Consider the following 19,570-nt stretch of genomic DNA (forward strand, 5'->3'; position numbering starts at 1 on the left):
TACAATATTCCTGCCCGGCCCCCTTCTACACTGCAGACAACGGTGATGACAACGGATGCAATGATGATTAGTGGTGTGTTGTACGCCCTGCTGGCGGGGCTGATGTGGGGATTAATCTTTGTCGGGCCTTTGCTGGTGCCAGAATATCCGGCGACGCTGCAGTCGATGGGGCGCTATCTGGCGCTGGGCCTGATCGCCCTGCCGCTGGCGTGGCTCGGGCGCGCGCGTTTGCGCCAGCTGAGCCGCAACGACTGGTGGACTGCGCTGGGCCTGACGATGATGGGAAATCTTATCTATTACGCCTGCCTGGCCAGCGCCATTCAGCGCACCGGGGCGCCGGTCTCCACCATGATTATCGGCACGCTGCCGGTGGTCTTGCCGGTCTTCGCCAATCTGCTCTACAGCCAGCGCGACGGAAAGCTGCCGTGGCGGCGCCTGTTTCCGGCGCTGGTCTGCATCGCCGTGGGCCTGATCTGCGTTAACGTCGCAGAACTGCGCCAGGGGCTGCCTGATTTTAGCCCGTGGCGCTACGGCTCCGGCATCGCGCTGGCGCTGGGATCGGTGGCCTGCTGGGCCTGGTATGCCCTGCGCAACGCCCGCTGGTTGCGGGAAAATCCGCATCAGCCGCCGATGATGTGGGCTACCGCTCAGGCACTGGTCACGCTTCCGGTTTCGCTGGTCGGCTATCTCGCCGCCTGCGCCTGGCTGCACGGTCAGCAGGCCGGGTTTCCCCTGCCCTTCGGCCCGCGCCCGACGGTGTTTATTACGCTGATGCTGGCCATCGCAGTGCTCTGCTCATGGGTCGGCGCGCTGTGCTGGAATATTGCCAGCCAGCGGCTGCCGACGGTGATCCTCGGGCCGCTGATCGTCTTCGAAACCCTGGCCGGGCTCCTGTATACCTTTCTGCTGCGGCAAAGTTTACCGCCGCTGTTAACCCTGAGTGGGATCCTGCTGCTGGTGCTCGGCGTGGTCTCCGCCGTACGCGCCAGACCGGAAAAACCGATGTTGCAGCCGCTGACGGACGAAAAAAAGTAGCCAGGCCTCCTTAAGGGGTATTCCCTCGCCACAAAGATGCATTTAAAATACATCTTATATTCCTGATGACGAGGTAACTGCTATGGCTTTCCGTGACCAACCTTTAGGCGAGCTGGCGCTGACCATCCCGCGCGCCTCCGCCCTGTTCCGTCAATACGATATGGATTACTGCTGCGGTGGCAAACAGACGCTGGCGCGCGCTGCATCGCGCAAAGCGCTGGATGTCGCGGTGATTGAAGCCGAGCTGGCGAAACTGGCCGAGCAGCCTCTCTCCCGCGACTGGCGCGCAGCACCTCTCGCGGAGATCATCGACCATATCATCGTTCGCTATCACGACCGGCACCGCGAACAGCTGCCGGAGCTGATTCTGCAGGCGACGAAGGTTGAACGTGTGCATGCCGATAAACCAAACGTGCCGAAAGGACTGACCAAATACCTGACCATGCTGCATCAGGAACTCTCCAGCCACATGATGAAAGAGGAGCAGATCCTGTTCCCGATGATCAAACAGGGGATGGGCGCCCAGGCCGGGGGGCCGATCAGCGTAATGGAAAGTGAGCACGATGAAGCGGGTGAACTGCTGGAAGTCATTAAGCACATCACCCATAACGTGACGCCGCCGCCGGAAGCGTGCACCACCTGGAAGGCGATGTATAACGGTATCAACGAGATGATTGACGATTTGATGGAGCACATCAGTCTGGAAAATAACGTGCTGTTCCCGCGCGCCCTCGCCGGAAAATAAAGAAAAAGGCGCCCGCAGGCGCCCTCGACATTGTCCGTCTTACTTTGGCCACTCCGGGTGGCCTTTTTTATGACGGGCCGTTGCAAGCAACGTTAACATTTTCTTTTATTTCGCCAGACGTTTTTTGCCGGCAAACAGCCAGCCCGCGCCCAGCAGAACAAACCACAGCGGGGTGACCATCAGCGCTTCACGGGTATCATCTTCCAGGGTCAACAGCACCAGTACGAAGACGAAGAAGGCCATACACACCCAGCACATGAATTTGCCCAGCGGCATCTTATATTTGGACTTCTCGTGCAGCTGCGGGCGCTGTTTACGGTAGACCAGATAAGAGCAGAGGATAATCGTCCAGACGAACATAAACAGGATCGCCGACACCGTGGTGATCATGGTGAATGCAGCAATCACGCTCGGGTTGACCATCAGCATGACCACACCGCCCAGCAGGCACATGCAGGAGAAGGTTAAACCCTTCGCCGGCACCGCACGCTTCGACAGCTTGGCGAACATCTTCGGCGCCTGACCATCCTGCGCCAGACCGAACAACATACGGCTGGTAGAGAACACGCCGCTGTTGGCCGAGGAGGCTGCGGAAGTCAGCACCACGAAGTTAATCAGGCTCGCCGCCGCCGGCAGGCCGACCAGCACGAACAGCTCGACGAACGGGCTCTTGCTCGGCACCACGGAGCTCCACGGCGTCACCGACATAATCACAATCAGCGCGAAGACGTAGAACATAATGATACGCAGCGGAATAGAATTAATTGCCCGCGGCAGGGATTTCTCCGGGTCTTTGGTTTCGGCGGCGGTGGTACCGACCAGCTCAATCCCCACGAAGGCGAACACCGCTATCTGGAAGCCAGCAAAGAAGCCGCTCAGCCCTTTCGGGAACCAACCGCCGTCATTCCACAGATGGGCGAAAGAGGCTTCGACGCCGGTCGGCGATTTGAAATGCATCATGACCATCACCAGGCCGACGACGATCAGCGCCACGATGGCGACGATTTTGATCATCGCGAACCAGAACTCCATTTCGCCAAACATTTTGACGGTAGCAAGGTTCAGGCCCAGCAGCAGCAGGATCACCGCCAGCGACGCAACCCAGTCGGAGAGTCCGGGAAACCAGAACTGCGCGTAGGCGGTGATCGCCACTACGTCCGCCATTCCGGTGACGACCCAACAGAACCAATAGGTCCAGCCGGTAAAGTAGCCCGCCCACGGCCCCAGCAGATCGGCCGCAAAATCGCTGAAGGATTTATATTCGAGGTTCGACAGCAGTAATTCGCCCATGGCTCGCATAACGAAAAACAGCATAAAACCGATAATCATATAAACAAAAATAATAGATGGGCCGGCAAGACTGATAGTTTTGCCAGAACCCATAAATAACCCAGTGCCGATCGCCCCGCCAATCGCAATCAGCTGAATATGTCGGTTTGTGAGATTTCGCCGTAGCGATTGTTCAGTCGGCTCCTGCTCAATAGCAGCGACTTTAACCTGATCTACCATGTGATTTCTTCCTGTTGTACCTGTCTGTGTTGTTCAGGCTCTGATGGCCCGTCGTCTGTCATTAACCCCAGCAAGGGCTAGTCGATATTAGGTAAGAATCGGAGGGATGAATACTATGATTTAGATATAATGTTAATTTTATGTTTAAAGTGAGTGTTATATCACTCATCTACCGCGAAATAGCTCACAAAAATACACCCATATGCGATGAATGCAAAACATAATTCTAATTAATTTTTAACTTAAGGATTTTACGCTATTTTTGCGGCTTCCCCCACCTCAGAGGAAGAGGAAGCCTCTGCTGTTTAGATAATATCCAGCAGTTCAACTTCGAAGATCAGGGTGCTGAACGGAGGAATCGACGCGCCAGCGCCGCGTTCGCCGTAGGCCAGGTTGTGCGGGATCGTCAGTTCCCATTTAGAACCGACCGGCATCAGGGTCAGCGCTTCAATCCAGCCGCCAATCACGCCGGTCACCGGGAATTCAGCAGGCTCACCACGGGCGACGGAGCTGTCGAAGACGGTGCCGTCGATCAGTTTGCCGGTGTAGTGCACGCGTACGCGGTCGGTACGTGCCGGGATCGGGCCTTCGCCCTGGGTCAGTACGCGGAACTGCAGACCAGATTCGGTACTGTTCACACCCTCTTTCTCGCGGTTTTCATCGAGGTATTTCTGGCCGTCGGCGGCCATAGCCTGGAAACGTTCGCGGCGTACGGCGTCAGCACGCTCGTGGATTTCACGCAGCGCGCGGTGAACGGCTTCTACCGGCACCTGCGGCTGGTTACCTTCCAGCGCATCAGCGATACCCGCCACCAGCGCTTCCGGCAGCAGCCCCTGCAGGCCGGATTCGCTCAGCTGTTGTCCAACCTGCAAGCCGATACCGTAACTTGCCTGCGCTTCGATAGTGTCAAAAGTTGGGGTTGCCATCTTTGTTCCTTTTTGGGTGATAAACATCAAGAGAAAAGCGTGCGAAAGCATAACAGCCATAGCGAAATGGGTAAAACTTTGTCGGCGGATGATGACAAATCTCAGCGAAACAGAAACAATAGGTGGCAGCAGGTTAACTTTACTTTGTTCCGGTCATCAGGACGTTAGCCATCTATACTCATATGCAGGATAAAAATATGCGGAGCAGGAGGAAAGCCATGCCCGGGCGCTTTGAACTGACATCTACCCTGGCGAAGATCTGGCACGCCCCGGATCATTTTCGCCTCCTGGACCCGCTGCCCCCGATGCACCGCCGGGGTATCATCGCAGGCTTCCTGTTGGTCATTATCGGTATCCTTCTTCCTTCCGACGATAGCCAAAGCCCGGCGACAAACAGCCGCGAAGCGAACCTGAATCTTCAGTCGCAGTCCCAGCCGCAAGCTGGCGGCAATCAGGCCGTTCCGCTCCCGCCGATCACCAATACGCCGACCGTGAGCGATGCCGATCAGATGGCGCCCGTCGCCCCGGAGCCGATTCAGGACGAGCAGCCAGATCAGGCGCAGACGCAGCAGCCTGCTTCCCAACCGTATCAATCCTCGCAGCAGCAGTCCGCACCGGGCATTGAGCAGCAGTGGCGGACCTATCGCATCGAGTCAGGCAAAACCCTGGCCCAGCTGTTCCGCGATCATGGGCTGCCGGCCACCGACGTCTACGCGATGGCGCAGGTTGAAGGCGCTGGCAAACCATTAAGCACGTTGCAGAGTGGACAGACGGTACAAATTCGGCAGAACGCCAACGGCGTAGTCACCGGCCTCACTATCGATACCGGCAACGGCCAGCAGGTGTTGTTTACCCGCCAGTCGAACGGCAGCTTTGTGCGTGCGCGATAGCGGAGAAGACGACAGCAAGCGTTACGCCGCCGCAACAAAATGAAAGGCGTTAAAAAGCAAAACGCCGGCACAAGGCCGGCGATTTGTTGTTACCAGAACGTCAGAGGCCGATTACTCAGCAACCACGTTGATGATAACTTTAGCGAATACTTCGCTGTGAACCTGGAAGTCCACTTCGTGCTCGCCAACGTTACGCAGAACGCCGTTCGGCAGGCGAACTTCGCTCTTAGCAACTTTAACGCCTGCTGCAGTAACAGCGTCAGCGATGTCGCGAGTACCGATGGAACCGAACAGTTTACCTTCGTCGCCAGCTTTAGACGCGATGGTTACGGATTCCAGGGCGTTGATCTGCGCAGCACGAGCTTCAGCAGCTGACAGAACGTCAGCCAGTTTGGCTTCCAGTTCAGCGCGACGTGCTTCGAAGAATTCAACGTTTTTCTTGGTAGCAGGAACAGCTTTACCCTGCGGGACCAGGAAGTTACGAGCATAGCCCGCTTTAACGTTAACCTGATCACCCAGGCTACCCAGGTTTGCTACTTTATCAAGCAGAATAACTTGCATTACCTTATCCTCTCAAAGTCGTATTAATGGACCGTGACCGATTACTGATGACGATCAGTGTACGGCAGCAGGGACAGGTAGCGAGCGCGTTTGATAGCGCGAGCCAGCTGACGCTGGTATTTTGCACGGGTACCGGTGATACGGCTCGGGACAATCTTACCGCTTTCGGTGATGTAGTTTTTCAGCGTAGCGATATCTTTATAGTCGATCTCTTGAACGCCTTCCGCGGTGAAACGGCAGAACTTGCGACGACGGAAATAACGTGCCATATGGCTAGTCTCCAGAATCTATCAATTCAATCTGCTCGGCATGCAGAACCATTTTGCTCAAGCCGTTCTTTGCCTTATGGCAAGAGATGAACCCTCGAACGGTTACTGCGCTACCGACCGTTATACTGTGAGTAATGGCCTGGTTTTCGTGACCGCTAATAATAACGGGCATTTGACACCATGCCTGCCGGTGAAAACCGGCTTCCTCCTGCACTGAACGATGCTCAAGCACGAACTGGCAGTGAGGAATTCCTGACGGGCTGACCTTACGAAGTGGAGTCCTGCAAATAATGCCGGACAGCTCCAGACGGTTGGTCATCAGGATTACTCTTCAGAATCCCCAGCTTCAGAATCATCTGCGGTTTCGTTGGCGAAATCTTCGCGACGCTCACGGCGCTCGTCTTTCGCTTTAACCATCGGAGATGCTTCGGTAACAGCGTGCTTAGTACGCATTACCATGCTGCGGATAACGGCGTCGTTGAAGCGGAAGTTAGTTTCCAGCTCATCGATCGCTTCCTGCGGTGCTTCAACGTTCAGCAGAACGTAGTGAGCTTTGTGCAGTTTGTTGATCGGATAAGCCAGCTGACGGCGGCCCCAGTCTTCCAGACGGTGGATCGTACCTGCTGCTGCAGTGATTGCACCAGTGTAACGTTCGATCATGCCCGGAACCTGTTCGCTCTGGTCAGGATGGACCATAAAAACGATTTCGTAATGACGCATCGAATTGCTCCTTACGGATTATTCAGCCTCCTGTCTGGGTCAGCCGCGGCCCATGGAGGCAAGGAACGTGTTAAAGGGCGGCTGAAAAATTGACGCGTCATTCTAATGGCGCCCCCCCAGGAACACAAGCGCATTTGCACAAATAATTCGCACTAAGCGCCAAGTTGCGCTAAGTGGGTGATTTAAAATCAACCAATAACGGAAGCGGCATTTTTTTGAACAACTGCATCAGAAAAGGTCGCCATGCGCCGGACACGCAGCGATTACACTTAAATCAGAAACCCAATGCCCACAGGAGATCCCCCGAGTCAGCGTCAGGACTGTCAGTCAGGAGCGTAGTATATGAAACTGAAAATCATCGTCATGATGGCCGCGCTTTTCTTCAGCGCCAACGCGCTGGCAGCTATCCAAATCACCGAACGACAGGCCCGCAACATGGACGACGTGCAGAGCCTCGGCGTTATCTATATCAATCATAATATGGCCACTGAGCACGAGGCCGAGCAGGCCCTTAGCCAGATGAGCGATGCGCAGGGGGCGAAATACTTTCAGCCCATCCTGATGCACGAACCAGAAACCAATGGCCCGCTTCGCGCCAGCGCGGTGATTTACCGCTAACGCCTGCCCGATTCTTCGCCTCTCCTCGCGAGGGGCGAAGCAAGGCCTGCGCCTAAACGCAATTGAGAATTATTTTACAAACCGACTTATCAGCGTCATCGCAACCTGATTTAATCAGCCACTCGCCTTTCGATAATCAGGAGTGATTGATGGTTCCGCGTTTCGCCACCTTAGGCCGTATCCCCAAAGGCGTTTGGGTACTCGGCGGCGTCAGCCTGCTGATGGATGTCTCCTCCGAGATGATCCACAGCCTCTTACCGCTGTTTATGGCCACCACCCTCGGCGCCAGCGTGATAATTATCGGTCTTATTGAGGGGCTGGCAGAAGCCACCGCCCTGATCCTGAAAGTCTTCTCCGGCGTGATCAGCGACTATGTCGGCAAGCGCAAAGGACTGGCGCTGCTGGGATACGGCCTGGGCGCGCTCAGCAAACCGCTGTTTGCCATCGCCCCCACCGCCGGAGTGGTGTTTAGCGCCCGCATGATTGACCGCGTGGGGAAAGGTATTCGCGGCGCGCCGCGCGATGCGCTGGTTGCTGACGTCACGCCGCCGGAGATCCGCGGCGCCGCCTTCGGGCTACGTCAGGCGCTGGATACCGTCGGCGCGTTTCTCGGTCCGCTGCTGGCGGTGCTACTGATGTTTATCTGGGCCAACGATTTCCACGCCATTTTCTGGGTGGCGGTCATTCCCGCCGTGCTCTCCATTCTCCTGCTGGGTTTTGGCCTGCAGGAGCCAAAATCCGCCATCGCCCATAAACGCAGCAATCCGCTGAAGCGCGAAAATCTGCAAAAGCTCTCCGCCGCCTACTGGTGGGTGGTCGCCATCGGCAGCATCTTCACCCTCGCCCGCTTCAGCGAAGCCTTTCTGGTGCTGCGCGCCCAGCAGATGGAGATCCCGCTGTTTACCATTCCGCTGGTGATGGTGGCGATGAACCTGGTCTACAGCCTCACGGCCTACCCGTTCGGTAAACTCTCAGACAGCATGAGTCACAGCAAACTGCTGCAGTGGGGACTGCTGGTGCTGATCCTCGCCGATATTGTGCTGGCGCTCAGCGGCCACTGGAGTACGCTGCTGCTCGGCGTTGCGCTGTGGGGGATTCATATGGGAATGACCCAGGGCCTGCTGGCAGCGATGGTTGCGCATACCGCGCCGCCGGAACTACGTGGTACGGCATTCGGCATGTTCAACCTGATGAGCGGCCTGGCGCTGCTGCTGGCCAGTACCGGCGCCGGGGTACTGTGGGAAACCTTCGGCGCCGCCTCGACGTTTTACGCCGGAGCGATAATTTGTATGGTCACGCTCATCGGCATGCGCGTGATGCCATCGGCCTATCGTCAGGATTAAAAACGGCTCCGGGGCCAGACCAGTTGCTTCACCGTGACGGTGAAAGCCCCGGAGCACGCTGTTTACTTCTGCCCGTAGTAGGCGTTTGGCCCGTGTTTACGCAGAAAATGTTTTTTCATCAGCCAGCTGTCGATGGGCTGCAGCTGCGGATTAATGCCGCGGGCAATCCACGCCATGCGCGCCACTTCTTCCATCACCACCGCGTTGTGTACCGCCTCGTGGGCGTCTTTGCCCCAGGCAAACGGCCCGTGCTGATAGACGACGATCCCTGGCGTATGCAGCGGATTCGACGCACCCAGCGTTTCGATAATCACCAGGCCGGTGTTCAGCTCGTAAGCCTCGTCCACCTCCTGTGCGCTAAGCGCCCGGGTGCAGGGGATATCACCGAAGAAATAATCCGCATGAGTGGTGCCGAGCGCCGGGATCGCCAGCCCCGCCTGCGCCCAGGCGGTGGCATGCGTCGAGTGGGTATGCACCACCCCGCCAAGGTCGGGATAACGACGATAGAGCGCCAGATGGGTGGCGGTATCGGAAGAGGGGCGATACAGCCCTTCCACCACGTTGCCCTCAAGATCCACGACAACCATATCGTCCGCCTTCATGGTCTCATAGGCGACGCCACTGGGCTTGATCGCCACCAGCCCGCGCTGCCGGTCAATGGCGCTGACATTGCCCCAGGTGAAGGTCACCAGGCCGTAGCGCGGCAGATCCATATTGGCCTCGAACACCTGCTGTTTCAGTTGTTGCATTACGCCGCCTCCATCAGGCCCGCGCGGGCCATCCGCGCCTTCACCCAGTCACGTGCCTTCGCCACCTCCGCCAGCGGGTCAGTGCTAGTTTCGCTCCACATCTCAATCAGGTACGGGCCACAGTAGCCGGTTTGCTTGAGCGTTTCGAAGCAGCGTTCAAAATCAACCACCCCTTCGCCGAACGGCACGTTTTTAAAGACGCCAGGTTTCGTGTCTTTGACGTGTACCGCCACGATATGCCCGCTCCCCGCCTTCAGTTCCATCTGGACGTCGTTATCCCACGCTGACAGATTGCCGATATCAGGGTAAAGCTGGAACCACGGATTATTCAGGTAATGGGCGTAGCCTAAGGCCTTACTGATCGAGTTCATCAGCGGGTAATCCATGATCTCCATCGCCAGCGTGACCTGGGCACGGCTGGCCATCTCGACGCTCTGTTTCAGGCCGTCGCGAAAGCGGCGGCGCGTCTCATCGTTCGCCTGCTGGTAATAGACGTCGTAGCCTGCCAGCTGGATCACCCGGATCCCCACATCCTGCGCCAGCTGGATGGCTTTACGCATAATTTCCAGCCCCTGATGACGCACCGCGTCGTCTTCACTACCCAGCGGAAAACGGCGATGGGCGCTAAGGCACATCGATGGTACCCGGACGCCGGTGTCAGCCACCGCCTTGACCAGCGCCAGACGCTGCTCGGGGCTCCAGTCCAGTCGCGCAAGGCGAACGTCCGTTTCATCGAGAGACATTTCCACAAAATCAAAACCCAGCGCCTTCGCCAGCTGCAGCCGCTCCAGCCAGCACTCCCCGGCGGGGAGCGCTTTTTCATAGATGCCGAGCGGAATGGATTTCGCCAACATAACCGCTCCTTAACCCCACAGCTGGGCGATTGAGCGTTTAAACTGGCGCGCCGCTTCCACCGGCGAGGCGGCATCGCGGATGCTGCGCCCGGCAATAAAGACGTGGATAGGGATCCCGGCGAACAGCGGCAGGTCTTCCAGCGCCAGGCCGCCGGTGACAGTCACTTTGAAGCCCATATCGGACAAACGTTTAATCGCGCTGATATCCGCCTCGCTCCACGCCACGCCTGCCGCCTGTGCGTCGCGGCTGCGGTGATAGACCACCTGCTGAATACCCGCCTCGCGCCATGCCTGCGCCTGCTCCCAGGTCCAGAAGCCGGTCAGCTCAATTTGCACATCGCCGTTATATTCTTTGGCGACGTCCAGCGCCCCTTTGGCGGTATTGATATCGGCACAGCAGATCACCGTGACCCAGTCGGCGTTGGCTTCAAAGCACATCCGCGACAGGATCTTGCCGGCGTCGGCAATTTTGGCGTCCGCCAGCACGATTTTATGCGGATACAGCGCTTTCAGATCGCGCACCGCACGCACCCCTTCGCCGACGCAAAGAATAGTGCCGACTTCAATGATATCCACCTCTTCGGCGATCAGGCGGGTCGTTTCATAGGCGCTGGCCAGCGTTTGGTTGTCCAGAGCGACCTGTAACATAGGTAATGACATGATGGTGTTCCTTTTAAACAGCCGCCGCGGTGGCGTTTTTGATTAAATCCAGCACTTCCTGCTCGCTACGGCAGGCGCGTAAACGGTCGAAATTGGCTTCATCATCAAACAGGTTAACGATCTGCATGATGCCCACCTCCTGGTGGGTGGTGGCGTCAACCGCCGCCATAGTGATCAGGATGTCGACCGGGTCGTTATCTTCGTGATTGAAAATCAACGGTTTTTTTAGCGTCACCAGCGCAAAGCCGGTTTTTTTGACGCCCTCTTCCGGCCGCCCGTGCGGCATCGCCAGCCCCGGCGCGATAACAAAATAGGGGCCATGCTGCGCGACGCCGTCGAGGATCGCCTGGTAGTAGCGCGGTTCCACTACGTCGGCGGCCACCAGCAAATCGACGCCGATCTTCACCGCCTCCTGCCAGGTTTCCGCTTCCGCCTGCAGGCGAATGGAGTGGTTCTGCGCCAGTGAGTCATGGAGTTTCATGGCCGCTCCTTATTTCACGTCCTGCGGGAAGTGAGCTTTGATCACCTCCAGCAGTTTTGGGCCGAAATCCGCCGGCGACAGCATATTGCGTACGCCCACCACGTGTTTATTGCCGGAGACGGTAATCTCCCCCGCGATATGGGTTGAAGCGATGATGATATCCGCGCCGTTCAGCTCGCTTTTGTATTCACCTACCGCGCAGCTGTTTACCGTGTGGTCGATGTTGGATTGCGTCAGGAACTGATCCACCTTCATTTTCATGATCATGGAACTGCCTTGCCCGTTGCCACACACAGCCAGAATACGTACGGTCATAATCAGAACTCCTTATTGGGCAGAGGCCTCTGCCAGTTGTTTTTCCGCGTCTTCCTCGGCGCGCAGTGCTCGGCCGGCGAAGAACATATAAGCCAGTGCAATCAGGATGATGACGGCCATAAACGCCAGCCCGATGGAGGCGAAGCCCTGCATCATCGGCGGCGCCAGAATCGACCAGTCCGCCATCCCCATCCAGGCGCTCATACCGGTGAGCTTCACCGCCCATACGCAGCCGAAGATTTCAATCATGCCCATCACCAGGCAGATCTTGAGCGCCGCGCGCCAGCCGCCGAAGTGGTTGGCAAAAACGCCAATCGTCGCGTTGGAGAAGAACATCGGGATAAAGCCTGGAATAATCAGAATTGAAGAGCCGATGCCGACCAGAATGCCGACGGCAATCAGCTGGCCGATGGTGCCCCACATAAAGCCCCACACCACCGCATTCGGCGCAAAGCTGTAGATCGCGGCGCAGTCAATCGCCAGCACCGCGCCGGGGATCAGGCGTTGCGAGATACCGTTGAAGGCTTCGGACAGTTCGGCGACGAACATCCGCACGCCCTGGGTAATGATGAAAATTGCCACCGCGAAGGAGAAACCGGTCTGCAGGATATAGACCGTCCAGTGGGTTTTACCCGCCATCGCCTGCACTACATCAATACCGAAGGAAAGCAGGATCGCGCCAAAGAAAATGGTCATCACAATCGCGGTAGAAACGATGTTGTCGTGGAAGATATTCAGCCAGCCGGGCAGCTTGAGCTCTTCGACGCTCTCCTCTTTTTTCCCCAGATACGGCGCCACTTTGTAGGCAATCCACGAGGCAAACTGCTGCTGGTGACCGATGGAAAAACCGCAGCCGTCGGTGACCAGCTGAGTCGGCTTGAACATCATGTTGGAGGTGATCCCCCAGTACAGGGAGACCAGTACCGCAGTGCAGATAATAGTCGTCCACATCCCGTAACCAAAGATGAAGAACGAGACCGCAATCAGCCCCGCCTGCTGAAACATGATATGGCCAGTCAGCATGATGGTGCGGATACCGGTAATGCGCCGCAGCAGGACATAACAGATGTTGAGCGCCAGTGCCAGGAGCACCGCATACCCCACCCAGCTGTAGGCCTCGCCCATCCGGTCGATGGTCGCCATCATCGAGGCGTAAGTGTCGGAAATCGCGCCATTGATGCCATAGACCTCTGACATTTTCGCCACCACCGGCTTAAAGGTGCTGGTGAGGATGCCGGAACCGGCTTGTAACAGCATGAAACCAATGATGGTTTTGATCGTACCTTTGATAATCACGCTGACGCTTTTACGCAACAGGATATAGCCAAGACAGGTCACGATACCCAGCAGCAGCGGGGCATTGGTCATGACCTGATTAAAGAAGACGGTAAAGATGTTGTAGAGGATCTCCATAACACACTCCAGAAGAGGAAGGCTTTGAACGCGCATGTCGCTCAGCAGTTGTCGTCGCCATCACTCTAATAATCAAAAATAATCACAACAAGATTGAATTTGATTAAATGTGACGTACACCGCAATAATCCTTACTTTACCTCAGGTCATTACCAATTACGTACATAGAGACATAAATAAATATCTTTAAATCATATAGATAAAACAACATCTAACGTCAATTTGAGCGGATAGAGCCCGGAAATTATGCGCGATGCCTCGCAAAAATGCAGGAAAACAAGATTGCAATCTTGAAAACACAGTGACAACATAAATCAAAACCAATCAAATAATGATTACTTTTGAAAATGCATGAGGAAGACCGCGATGAGTAAAGTCCAAACCATCACCCGAGAATCATGGATCCTGAACACCTTTCCGGAATGGGGTAGCTGGCTGAATGAAGAGATTGAACAAGAGCAGGTTGCGCCAGGCACCTTCGCCATGTGGTGGCTGGGCTGTACCGGCATCTGGTTAAAATCCGAGGGTGGAGCTAACGTCTGCGTCGATTTCTGGTGCGGCACCGGCAAACAGAGCCACGGCAATCCGCTGATGAAAACCGGCCATCAAATGCAGCGGATGGCGGGGGTGAAGAAACTGCAGCCGAACCTGCGCACCACGCCGTTCGTGCTCGATCCGTTCGCCATTCGCCAAATTGACGCCGTACTGGCGACCCATGATCATAACGATCATATTGACGTCAACGTCGCCGCCGCCGTGATGCAGAACTGCCCTGCCGATGTGCCCTTTATTGGGCCGAAAACCTGCGTCGATCTGTGGATAGGCTGGGGCGTACCGAAAGCGCGGTGTATCGTCATGAAGCCCGGCGATGTAGTGAAGATCAAAGACATTGAGATCCACGCGCTCGACGCGTTCGATCGCACGGCGCTGATCACCCTCCCGGCGGATCAAAAAGCCGCCGGCGTGCTGCCGGACGGCATGGACCAGCGCGCAGTCAACTATCTGTTTAAAACACCGGGTGGCAATCTCTACCACAGCGGCGATTCCCACTACTCCAACTACTACGCGAAACACGGCAACGAGCATCAAATTGACGTCGCCCTCGGCTCGTATGGCGAGAACCCGCGCGGCATCACCGACAAAATGACCAGCGCCGATATCCTGCGTATGGCGGAGTCGCTCAACGCCAAAGTGGTGATCCCGTTCCACCATGATATCTGGTCAAACTTTCAGGCCGATCCGCAGGAGATCCGCGTCCTGTGGGAGATGAAAAAGGATCGTCTGAAGTACGGCTTCAAGCCGTTTATCTGGCAGGTCGGCGGCAAATTTACCTGGCCGCTGGATAAAGACAATTTCGAATATCACTACCCGCGCGGCTTCGATGACTGCTTCACCATTGAGCCGGACCTGCCGTTCAAATCCTTCCTGTAAGCCGCCTCCGGCAGGCACTGCCTGCCGGAAATACCCCGCCGCAGGGTTAGTATTTTCACATGATTTCAAATATCATCTTTGCCGTTCACTTTTAATCGGATTCGCTCATGACGGAAGCGCAAAGGCACCAAATTCTGCTGGATCTGCTCGCCCAAACGGGGTTTGTTACCGTAGAGCAGGTGATGTCGCGGCTCGGGATCTCACCCGCAACCGCCCGACGTGATATCAACAAGCTGGATGAAAGCGGCAAACTGAAAAAGGTTCGCAATGGCGCGGAAGCCATTAGTGAGCAGCGCCCCCGCTGGACGCCAATGAACATCCACCAGGCGCAAAATCTGGATGAAAAAGTGCGTATTGCACGCGCCGCTTCGCAGTTGATCGCGCCAGGGGAAAGTATCGTCATTAACTGCGGCTCCACCGCCTTTCTGCTGGGACGGGAACTGTGCGGTAAACCGGTGCAGATCATCACCAACTATCTGCCGCTGGCTAATTATCTGATCGATCAGGAGCACGACAGCGTGATTATCATGGGCGGGCAGTATAACCGCAGCCACGCCATCACACTCAGCCCCCACGGTAGCGAAAACAGCCTGTATGCCGGGCACTGGATGTTCACCAGCGGCAAAGGGCTCACCGCCGAAGGGCTCTACAAAACCGATATGTTGACCGCCATGGCCGAGCAGAAAATGCTCAGCGTGGTCGGCAAACTGGCGGTGCTGGTCGACAGCAGCAAGATCGGCGAGCGCGCCGGGATGTTATTCAGCCAGGCCAGGCAAATTGACGTGGTGATCACCGGGAAACAGGCTGATGCCGCAATCCTCAAACAGCTTGAGGATCAGGGCGTCAGCGTGATCCGCGTTTAAAGATGCTGGCGGAAAAAGGCGACCGTCGCGGCCAGCGCCTCTGGCGTAATGCGATGGCGGACGCCCTTTTGCCAGACGCAGGTCAGCCTGGCGGCAAGATCGCCTTGCCGCAGCGCCTGCTCAAGACGAAAGGTCTCTTCCGGCGGCACCACATCGTCAGCGTCCCCATGCCAGAGCAACAGCGGCCGCCGGGCAAGGGACGCCAGCTGATGGCTGACATCCCACTCGCGGAGACTGTCAGCATCAAAGCCAGGCGAGGGAAACAGGGTTTGCGACAGCGAACGAAAATAGCCCGACCCCATCAGACAAGCGACGCTGTTCAGTTCGGGATGGTGCGTCATGATACCCAGCGCCGTCATCCCTCCCATCGAGGCGCCAGCCACCGCCAGCCGCTCTCCCTCCAGCCATCCCTCGGCGATAATCGCCTCGCGCAGCGCGGGAAACTCCCTGAAATTCTGCTGCAGGATCGGCCAGAAGCGCTGCATCCGCCCGGCCTCGTCGCCCTGATAACGCGCCCCATGCTCCGGGGCGTCCGGCATGATCACCCGGAAGCCCGCCTCGGCCAACGCCACCGCAAAGTAGCTGTAGACCAGCTTCGAGGAGGTAAAGCCATGATAAAAGACGATACAGGGCAAAGGTTTATCCAGACTCTCCTGTGGGCAGGCATGCAAAATTTCACCGCCGCCGAGGTTGCGCATTTCTAGTGCAATCATTTATCGTCTCCCTTCTCTATCGTGGTTAGGCGTCATGGGAAAATTCATTCACCAGGCAACCCGGTTTGCTACGATTCATAATGTTGAGAACCTGGTTACGCTTTCACAACATTTTCATTCGAAAATCGCGTCAGAGATAACAGTTCGGGAACATTCCCCGGAAATCCTGTTAAGGCTACCACTACACTATCACTATCAGGAAACGAGATATGGTTATGCGCAGGTTTTCACCGTGGTTACTGGCTATCGTGCTCAGCGGGTGTAGTGCCCTGCAGGGGACGCCGGAAGCCCCGCCGCCCGCCACCGACCATCCGCAGGAGATCCAGCGTAATCAGACGGCTGGCCTGCAGAAAATGGCCACGGTGAGTGTGCTGATGTACGGTTCGCCAATGGATGTCGAAGCGGCGTTGAAGGCCAAAGCAGAAGCGGCCAAAGCCGATTACTACGTCATCATCATGATCGATGACACCATGGTACCCGGCCAGTGGTATTCGCAGGCGATCCTCTATCGTCGATGACGAGGCGGCGTCTTTAAATCTGCTTTACACAGCTTTGCGTCCATTCACGTTCTCCTGTGCATAATAACGTTCGGCCAGCCACCTGGCAGGACGTTAGCAACGGACTGCCCTTGGGACTACGTGAAATGGAGCTGACGATGAAACGATCTTTTACCCTACCCAGCCTGCTGTTTACCGCTGCGACGGCCAATACCTCCGCGCAGTCAGCCGAATTCGCCAGCGCGGATTGCGTCACTGGCCTGAATGAAATCGGTCTGATCTCCGTCACTAATCTTTCCGGCAGCCAACAGGATGTGGAGCACGCCATTGCCCGCAAAGCGGACGAGCAAGGCGCCTCCTGGTATCGCATTATTCAGATGTACGAAGAACAACAGCCGGACAGCTGGCGCGTGCAGGCCATTCTCTACGCCTGAGGCGCCTGGCGCCCGCGCCCCATGGCCCGCAGCAGCAGGTCGTCGAGGGTCGGCGCATCAAGACGCATGCCGCCGCGGGTGTCGAGCATCATCCGACACCAGGCTTCAGCCAGCGGCGGCGAAGCGTGGCGCAGCATCTGCGCCCCTGCGCCAAGACGATAGACCAGCCGGGCAATCTCTCTCCCCTGCTCTTCGGCGGGCCGTCTCAGCAGCTGCTGCAGTTGACGCCACGCGCGGTCGAGATGGCGATTCTGTCCCTTCACCTCCGCGCACTCTGCCGCCAGCAGCTCCATCGCCGCCGGCTGCTTGCTGAGCACCCGCATGACATCGAGACACATAATGTTTCCGGAACCTTCCCAGATGCTGTTGACCGGCATCTCACGGTAGAGGCGCGGGAGTTCGCTCTCCTCGCAGTAGCCGATGCCGCCGAGCACTTCCATCGCCTCGGCGACAAACGGGATACCGGCCTTGCAGATGGCAAACTTGGCCGCAGGCGTAAACAGGCGTGCCCATGCGCTTTCCCGGGCATCATCCCGACGGTCCCAGGCGCGAGCCAGACGAAACAGAAACGCGGTTTGCCCCTCCAGACGCAGCGCCATTTGCCCCAGCAGCTGGCGCATCATCGGCTGATCGACCAGGTTTTTGCCAAACGCCTGACGCTGTAGCGCGTGATACAGCGCCACCGAGAAGGCGCGACGCATCAGGGCATGGCTGCCCAGCGCGCAGTCAAAGCGGGTCAGGCCGCCCATCCTGAGGATCTGCCGCACGCCGTCGCCCTCTTCGCCCACCAGCCAGCCGCAGGCATCATAAAACTCCACTTCACTGCTGGCGTTGGAGCGGTTGCCGAGCTTCTCTTTTAAGCGTTCAAGACGCACGCCGTTGCGCTGCCCGTCTGGCAGCAGACGCGGCACAAAGAAGCACGACAGTCCCGCGGGGGCCTGGGCCAGCACCAGGTGGGCATCGCTCTGCGGCACCGAGAAGAACCACTTGTGTCCCACCAGCCGGTAAAACCCTTCCGCCGTTTTCTCCGCGCGGGTGGTATTGCTCAGCACATCGGAGCCCCCTTGCTTCTCGGTCATCCCCATGCCGATCAGCAGGCCGCGCTTCTGACCGCCCGGCGCAAGATGGGGATCGTAACGGTCGCTCAGCAGCGGCGACAGCCAGTCACGAAAGGGCGCGGGCAGGGCGTGCTGCAGCAGCGGCGTCGCGGCGAAGGTCATGGTAATCGGGCACAATGTCCCAGCCTCCACCTGGGCATGGAGCAGAAAGCGAGCGGCGCGGGCGACAAAAGCGCCTTCACGGGCATCCTCCTGCCAGGCGAGGTTATGCACCCGGTTTGCACACAGCCCCTGCATCAGCAGGTGCCAGGCGGGATGGAAGCGCACGTCGTCCAGCCGGGCGCCGGTGGCGTCATAACGCAGCAGCTCCGGTGGGTTACTGTTGGCCAGACGTCCCAGCTCCAGTGATTCGGCGGTCCCCAGCTGCTGGCCAATACTGGCGAGCAGATCGCCATCCCAGCCGGCGCCTTCGCGGACCACCGCTTCACGCAGGGCGGTATCGGACAGGAAAAGATTGCTGTTATTCAGCGGAGTCGGTTGATTAAAAACGGTGTGCGTTTGCCAGTGCATCGTGTCTCCCTCCATCAATGGCGATAGCCATAAGTATGGTTTTCAAGGGGGATTCTCGCCCGCGAAAGCGGTCACAAAAAAGCCATCCCGAAGGATGGCTTTTTTTGATTCGTCGACGGTTCAGCTTAGCTGCGCTGGCGTACCGCTTCAAACAGGCAGATGCCGGTGGCCACCGAGACGTTCAGCGAGGAGACGCTGCCCGCCATCGGGATGCTGATTAGCTCATCGCAGTGCTCGCGGGTCAGACGACGCATACCTTCGCCTTCAGCGCCCATCACCAGCGCCATCGGACCGGTCATTTTGCTCTGGAACAGCGTATGGTCGGCTTCGCCAGCGGTCCCGACGATCCAGACGTTTTCTTCCTGCAGCAGACGCATAGTGCGCGCCAGGTTGGTCACGCGGATTAGCGGGACGTTCTCCGCCGCGCCGCAGGCCACTTTCTTCGCCGTCGCATTCAGCTGAGCGGAACGATCTCGCGGCACGATCACCGCATGCACGCCGGCGGCGTCGGCGCTACGCAGGCAGGCGCCGAGGTTGTGCGGATCGGTTACGCCATCGAGGATCAGCAGGAACGGCTGATCGTGCTGCGCCAGCAGATCCGGCAGATCGTTCTCCTGATACTGACGTCCGGGCTTCACGCGAGCAATGATCCCCTGATGCACCGCGCCTTCGCTCTTCTCATCGAGGAACTGGCGGTTGGCCACCTGAATCACCACGCCCTGCGCTTCCAGGGCATGGATCAGCGGCAGCAGGCGCTTATCCTCACGGCCTTTCAGAATATAAACTTCCTGAAAACGCTCAGGTGCGCGTTCCAGCAGTGCCTGCACCGCATGGATGCCGTAAATCATTTCACTCATTGATGTACTCGTTTTAGGTTCTGTTATCCGTCCCCTTCACCCCGTTCTGCGCCAGCAGA

24 protein-coding genes are annotated in these 19,570 nt (G+C 57.4%); 9 read left to right on the plus strand and 15 right to left on the minus strand.

The features are described from left to right. Positions 1–63 precede the first annotated feature (63 nt). Positions 64–1,035, plus strand: a complete 972-nt coding sequence (locus tag CWM57_RS13965) for a DMT family transporter (RefSeq protein ID WP_165784211.1) — start codon at positions 64–66, stop codon at positions 1,033–1,035. An 82-nt stretch (positions 1,036–1,117) separates the two neighbouring features. Next, positions 1,118–1,780 (plus strand): iron-sulfur cluster repair protein YtfE, encoded by a 663-nt coding sequence (gene ytfE, locus CWM57_RS13970; protein WP_061156009.1) that lies wholly within the window; start codon positions 1,118–1,120, stop codon positions 1,778–1,780. A gap of 105 nt (positions 1,781–1,885) precedes the next feature. Here the strand turns inward: ytfE and cycA are convergent, their stop codons facing one another. Continuing rightward, positions 1,886–3,289 carry a D-serine/D-alanine/glycine transporter gene (cycA, locus tag CWM57_RS13975; protein WP_023323511.1) on the minus strand — a complete coding sequence of 468 codons (1,404 nt, stop codon included), beginning with the start codon at positions 3,287–3,289 and terminating at the stop codon, positions 1,886–1,888. A gap of 305 nt (positions 3,290–3,594) precedes the next feature. Further along, entirely contained in the window at positions 3,595–4,215 is a 621-nt protein-coding gene (gene fklB, locus CWM57_RS13980) for an FKBP-type peptidyl-prolyl cis-trans isomerase (RefSeq protein WP_002886687.1), read from the minus strand. A gap of 218 nt (positions 4,216–4,433) precedes the next feature. Between fklB and CWM57_RS13985 the strand changes: the two genes are divergently transcribed. Further along, positions 4,434–5,105 (plus strand): LysM-like peptidoglycan-binding domain-containing protein, encoded by a 672-nt coding sequence (locus tag CWM57_RS13985; RefSeq protein ID WP_022064856.1) that lies wholly within the window; start codon positions 4,434–4,436, stop codon positions 5,103–5,105. Positions 5,106–5,216: 111 nt separating this feature from the next. On the opposite strand, the gene rplI is transcribed toward CWM57_RS13985, so the two are convergent. From rplI to rpsF, 4 genes are read right to left on the minus strand one after another with little or no spacing between them, the layout of a single operon-like run. After that, on the minus strand, positions 5,217–5,666 hold the full coding sequence (gene rplI, locus CWM57_RS13990; protein WP_008807173.1) for a 50S ribosomal protein L9: 450 nt from the start codon (positions 5,664–5,666) through the stop codon (positions 5,217–5,219). A 41-nt stretch (positions 5,667–5,707) separates the two neighbouring features. Then, entirely contained in the window at positions 5,708–5,935 is a 228-nt protein-coding gene (rpsR, locus tag CWM57_RS13995; RefSeq protein WP_000135199.1) for a 30S ribosomal protein S18, read from the minus strand. Positions 5,936–5,939: 4 nt separating this feature from the next. Next, positions 5,940–6,254, minus strand: a complete 315-nt coding sequence (gene priB, locus CWM57_RS14000; RefSeq protein ID WP_002885722.1) for a primosomal replication protein N — start codon at positions 6,252–6,254, stop codon at positions 5,940–5,942. 5 nt (positions 6,255–6,259) lie between these two features. After that, on the minus strand, positions 6,260–6,655 hold the full coding sequence (rpsF, locus tag CWM57_RS14005) for a 30S ribosomal protein S6 (RefSeq protein WP_008807174.1): 396 nt from the start codon (positions 6,653–6,655) through the stop codon (positions 6,260–6,262). Positions 6,656–6,997: 342 nt separating this feature from the next. Between rpsF and CWM57_RS14010 the strand changes: the two genes are divergently transcribed. Continuing rightward, positions 6,998–7,273: a DUF1471 domain-containing protein gene (locus tag CWM57_RS14010; protein WP_061156018.1), complete on the plus strand. Its 276-nt coding sequence runs from the start codon at positions 6,998–7,000 to the stop codon at positions 7,271–7,273. A gap of 149 nt (positions 7,274–7,422) precedes the next feature. Beyond that, positions 7,423–8,616, plus strand: coding sequence for an MFS transporter (locus tag CWM57_RS14015; RefSeq protein ID WP_100676139.1), 1,194 nt, complete (start codon positions 7,423–7,425; stop codon positions 8,614–8,616). A 62-nt stretch (positions 8,617–8,678) separates the two neighbouring features. Here CWM57_RS14015 and CWM57_RS14020 read toward each other — a convergent pair whose 3' ends face one another. Genes CWM57_RS14020 through ulaA form a run of 6 tightly spaced genes read right to left on the minus strand, consistent with a single transcriptional unit; the run spans position 8,679 to position 13,088 of the window. Beyond that, positions 8,679–9,365 (minus strand): L-ribulose-5-phosphate 4-epimerase, encoded by a 687-nt coding sequence (locus CWM57_RS14020; RefSeq protein ID WP_100676138.1) that lies wholly within the window; start codon positions 9,363–9,365, stop codon positions 8,679–8,681. Continuing rightward, positions 9,365–10,219 (minus strand): L-ribulose-5-phosphate 3-epimerase, encoded by an 855-nt coding sequence (locus tag CWM57_RS14025; RefSeq protein WP_100676137.1) that lies wholly within the window; start codon positions 10,217–10,219, stop codon positions 9,365–9,367. Before CWM57_RS14025 ends, CWM57_RS14020 begins: the two co-directional genes overlap by 1 nt. A 9-nt stretch (positions 10,220–10,228) precedes the next feature. Beyond that, a complete protein-coding gene (gene ulaD, locus CWM57_RS14030; RefSeq protein WP_074387274.1) occupies positions 10,229–10,879 on the minus strand; it encodes a 3-keto-L-gulonate-6-phosphate decarboxylase UlaD in 651 nt (216 codons plus the stop codon). Between the two features lie 13 nt (positions 10,880–10,892). Further along, entirely contained in the window at positions 10,893–11,360 is a 468-nt protein-coding gene (ulaC, locus tag CWM57_RS14035; RefSeq protein WP_008807180.1) for a PTS ascorbate transporter subunit IIA, read from the minus strand. A gap of 9 nt (positions 11,361–11,369) precedes the next feature. Next, positions 11,370–11,675 carry a PTS ascorbate transporter subunit IIB gene (gene ulaB / locus CWM57_RS14040; protein WP_002885682.1) on the minus strand — a complete coding sequence of 102 codons (306 nt, stop codon included), beginning with the start codon at positions 11,673–11,675 and terminating at the stop codon, positions 11,370–11,372. Between the two features lie 12 nt (positions 11,676–11,687). Then, positions 11,688–13,088, minus strand: a complete 1,401-nt coding sequence (ulaA, locus tag CWM57_RS14045; RefSeq protein ID WP_100631235.1) for a PTS ascorbate transporter subunit IIC — start codon at positions 13,086–13,088, stop codon at positions 11,688–11,690. A gap of 366 nt (positions 13,089–13,454) precedes the next feature. Here ulaA and ulaG point away from each other — a divergent pair, with 366 nt between their 5' ends. Continuing rightward, the gene (gene ulaG / locus CWM57_RS14050; RefSeq protein ID WP_008807182.1) at positions 13,455–14,519 is read left to right on the plus strand and encodes an L-ascorbate 6-phosphate lactonase; all 1,065 of its coding nucleotides are present in this window, start codon (positions 13,455–13,457) and stop codon (positions 14,517–14,519) included. A gap of 107 nt (positions 14,520–14,626) precedes the next feature. Next, complete coding sequence (gene ulaR, locus CWM57_RS14055; protein WP_074387277.1) at positions 14,627–15,382, plus strand: HTH-type transcriptional regulator UlaR; 756 nt, start codon at positions 14,627–14,629, stop codon at positions 15,380–15,382. On the opposite strand, the gene yjfP is transcribed toward ulaR, so the two are convergent. Further along, positions 15,379–16,095 carry an esterase gene (gene yjfP / locus CWM57_RS14060; RefSeq protein ID WP_061156023.1) on the minus strand — a complete coding sequence of 239 codons (717 nt, stop codon included), beginning with the start codon at positions 16,093–16,095 and terminating at the stop codon, positions 15,379–15,381. The two genes, ulaR and yjfP, sit on opposite strands and share 4 nt — an antisense overlap. Before the next feature lie 209 nt (positions 16,096–16,304). Between yjfP and bsmA the strand changes: the two genes are divergently transcribed. Both bsmA and yjfN read left to right on the plus strand, forming a co-directional pair. Continuing rightward, a complete protein-coding gene (gene bsmA, locus CWM57_RS14065) occupies positions 16,305–16,613 on the plus strand; it encodes a biofilm peroxide resistance protein BsmA (RefSeq protein WP_008807185.1) in 309 nt (102 codons plus the stop codon). A 137-nt stretch (positions 16,614–16,750) separates the two neighbouring features. Next, complete coding sequence (gene yjfN, locus CWM57_RS14070; protein WP_008807186.1) at positions 16,751–17,026, plus strand: DUF1471 family protease activator YjfN; 276 nt, start codon at positions 16,751–16,753, stop codon at positions 17,024–17,026. On the opposite strand, the gene CWM57_RS14075 is transcribed toward yjfN, so the two are convergent. Further along, entirely contained in the window at positions 17,017–18,654 is a 1,638-nt protein-coding gene (locus CWM57_RS14075; RefSeq protein ID WP_074387278.1) for an isovaleryl-CoA dehydrogenase, read from the minus strand. The genes yjfN and CWM57_RS14075 overlap by 10 nt on opposite strands. A gap of 125 nt (positions 18,655–18,779) precedes the next feature. After that, on the minus strand, positions 18,780–19,511 hold the full coding sequence (gene rlmB / locus CWM57_RS14080) for a 23S rRNA (guanosine(2251)-2'-O)-methyltransferase RlmB (protein ID WP_061156025.1): 732 nt from the start codon (positions 19,509–19,511) through the stop codon (positions 18,780–18,782). Positions 19,512–19,570 lie beyond the last annotated feature (59 nt).

This window comes from Klebsiella sp. G-Nf4, assembly GCF_002810615.1.
GTDB classification, from domain to species: Bacteria; Pseudomonadota; Gammaproteobacteria; order Enterobacterales; family Enterobacteriaceae; genus Klebsiella; species Klebsiella variicola.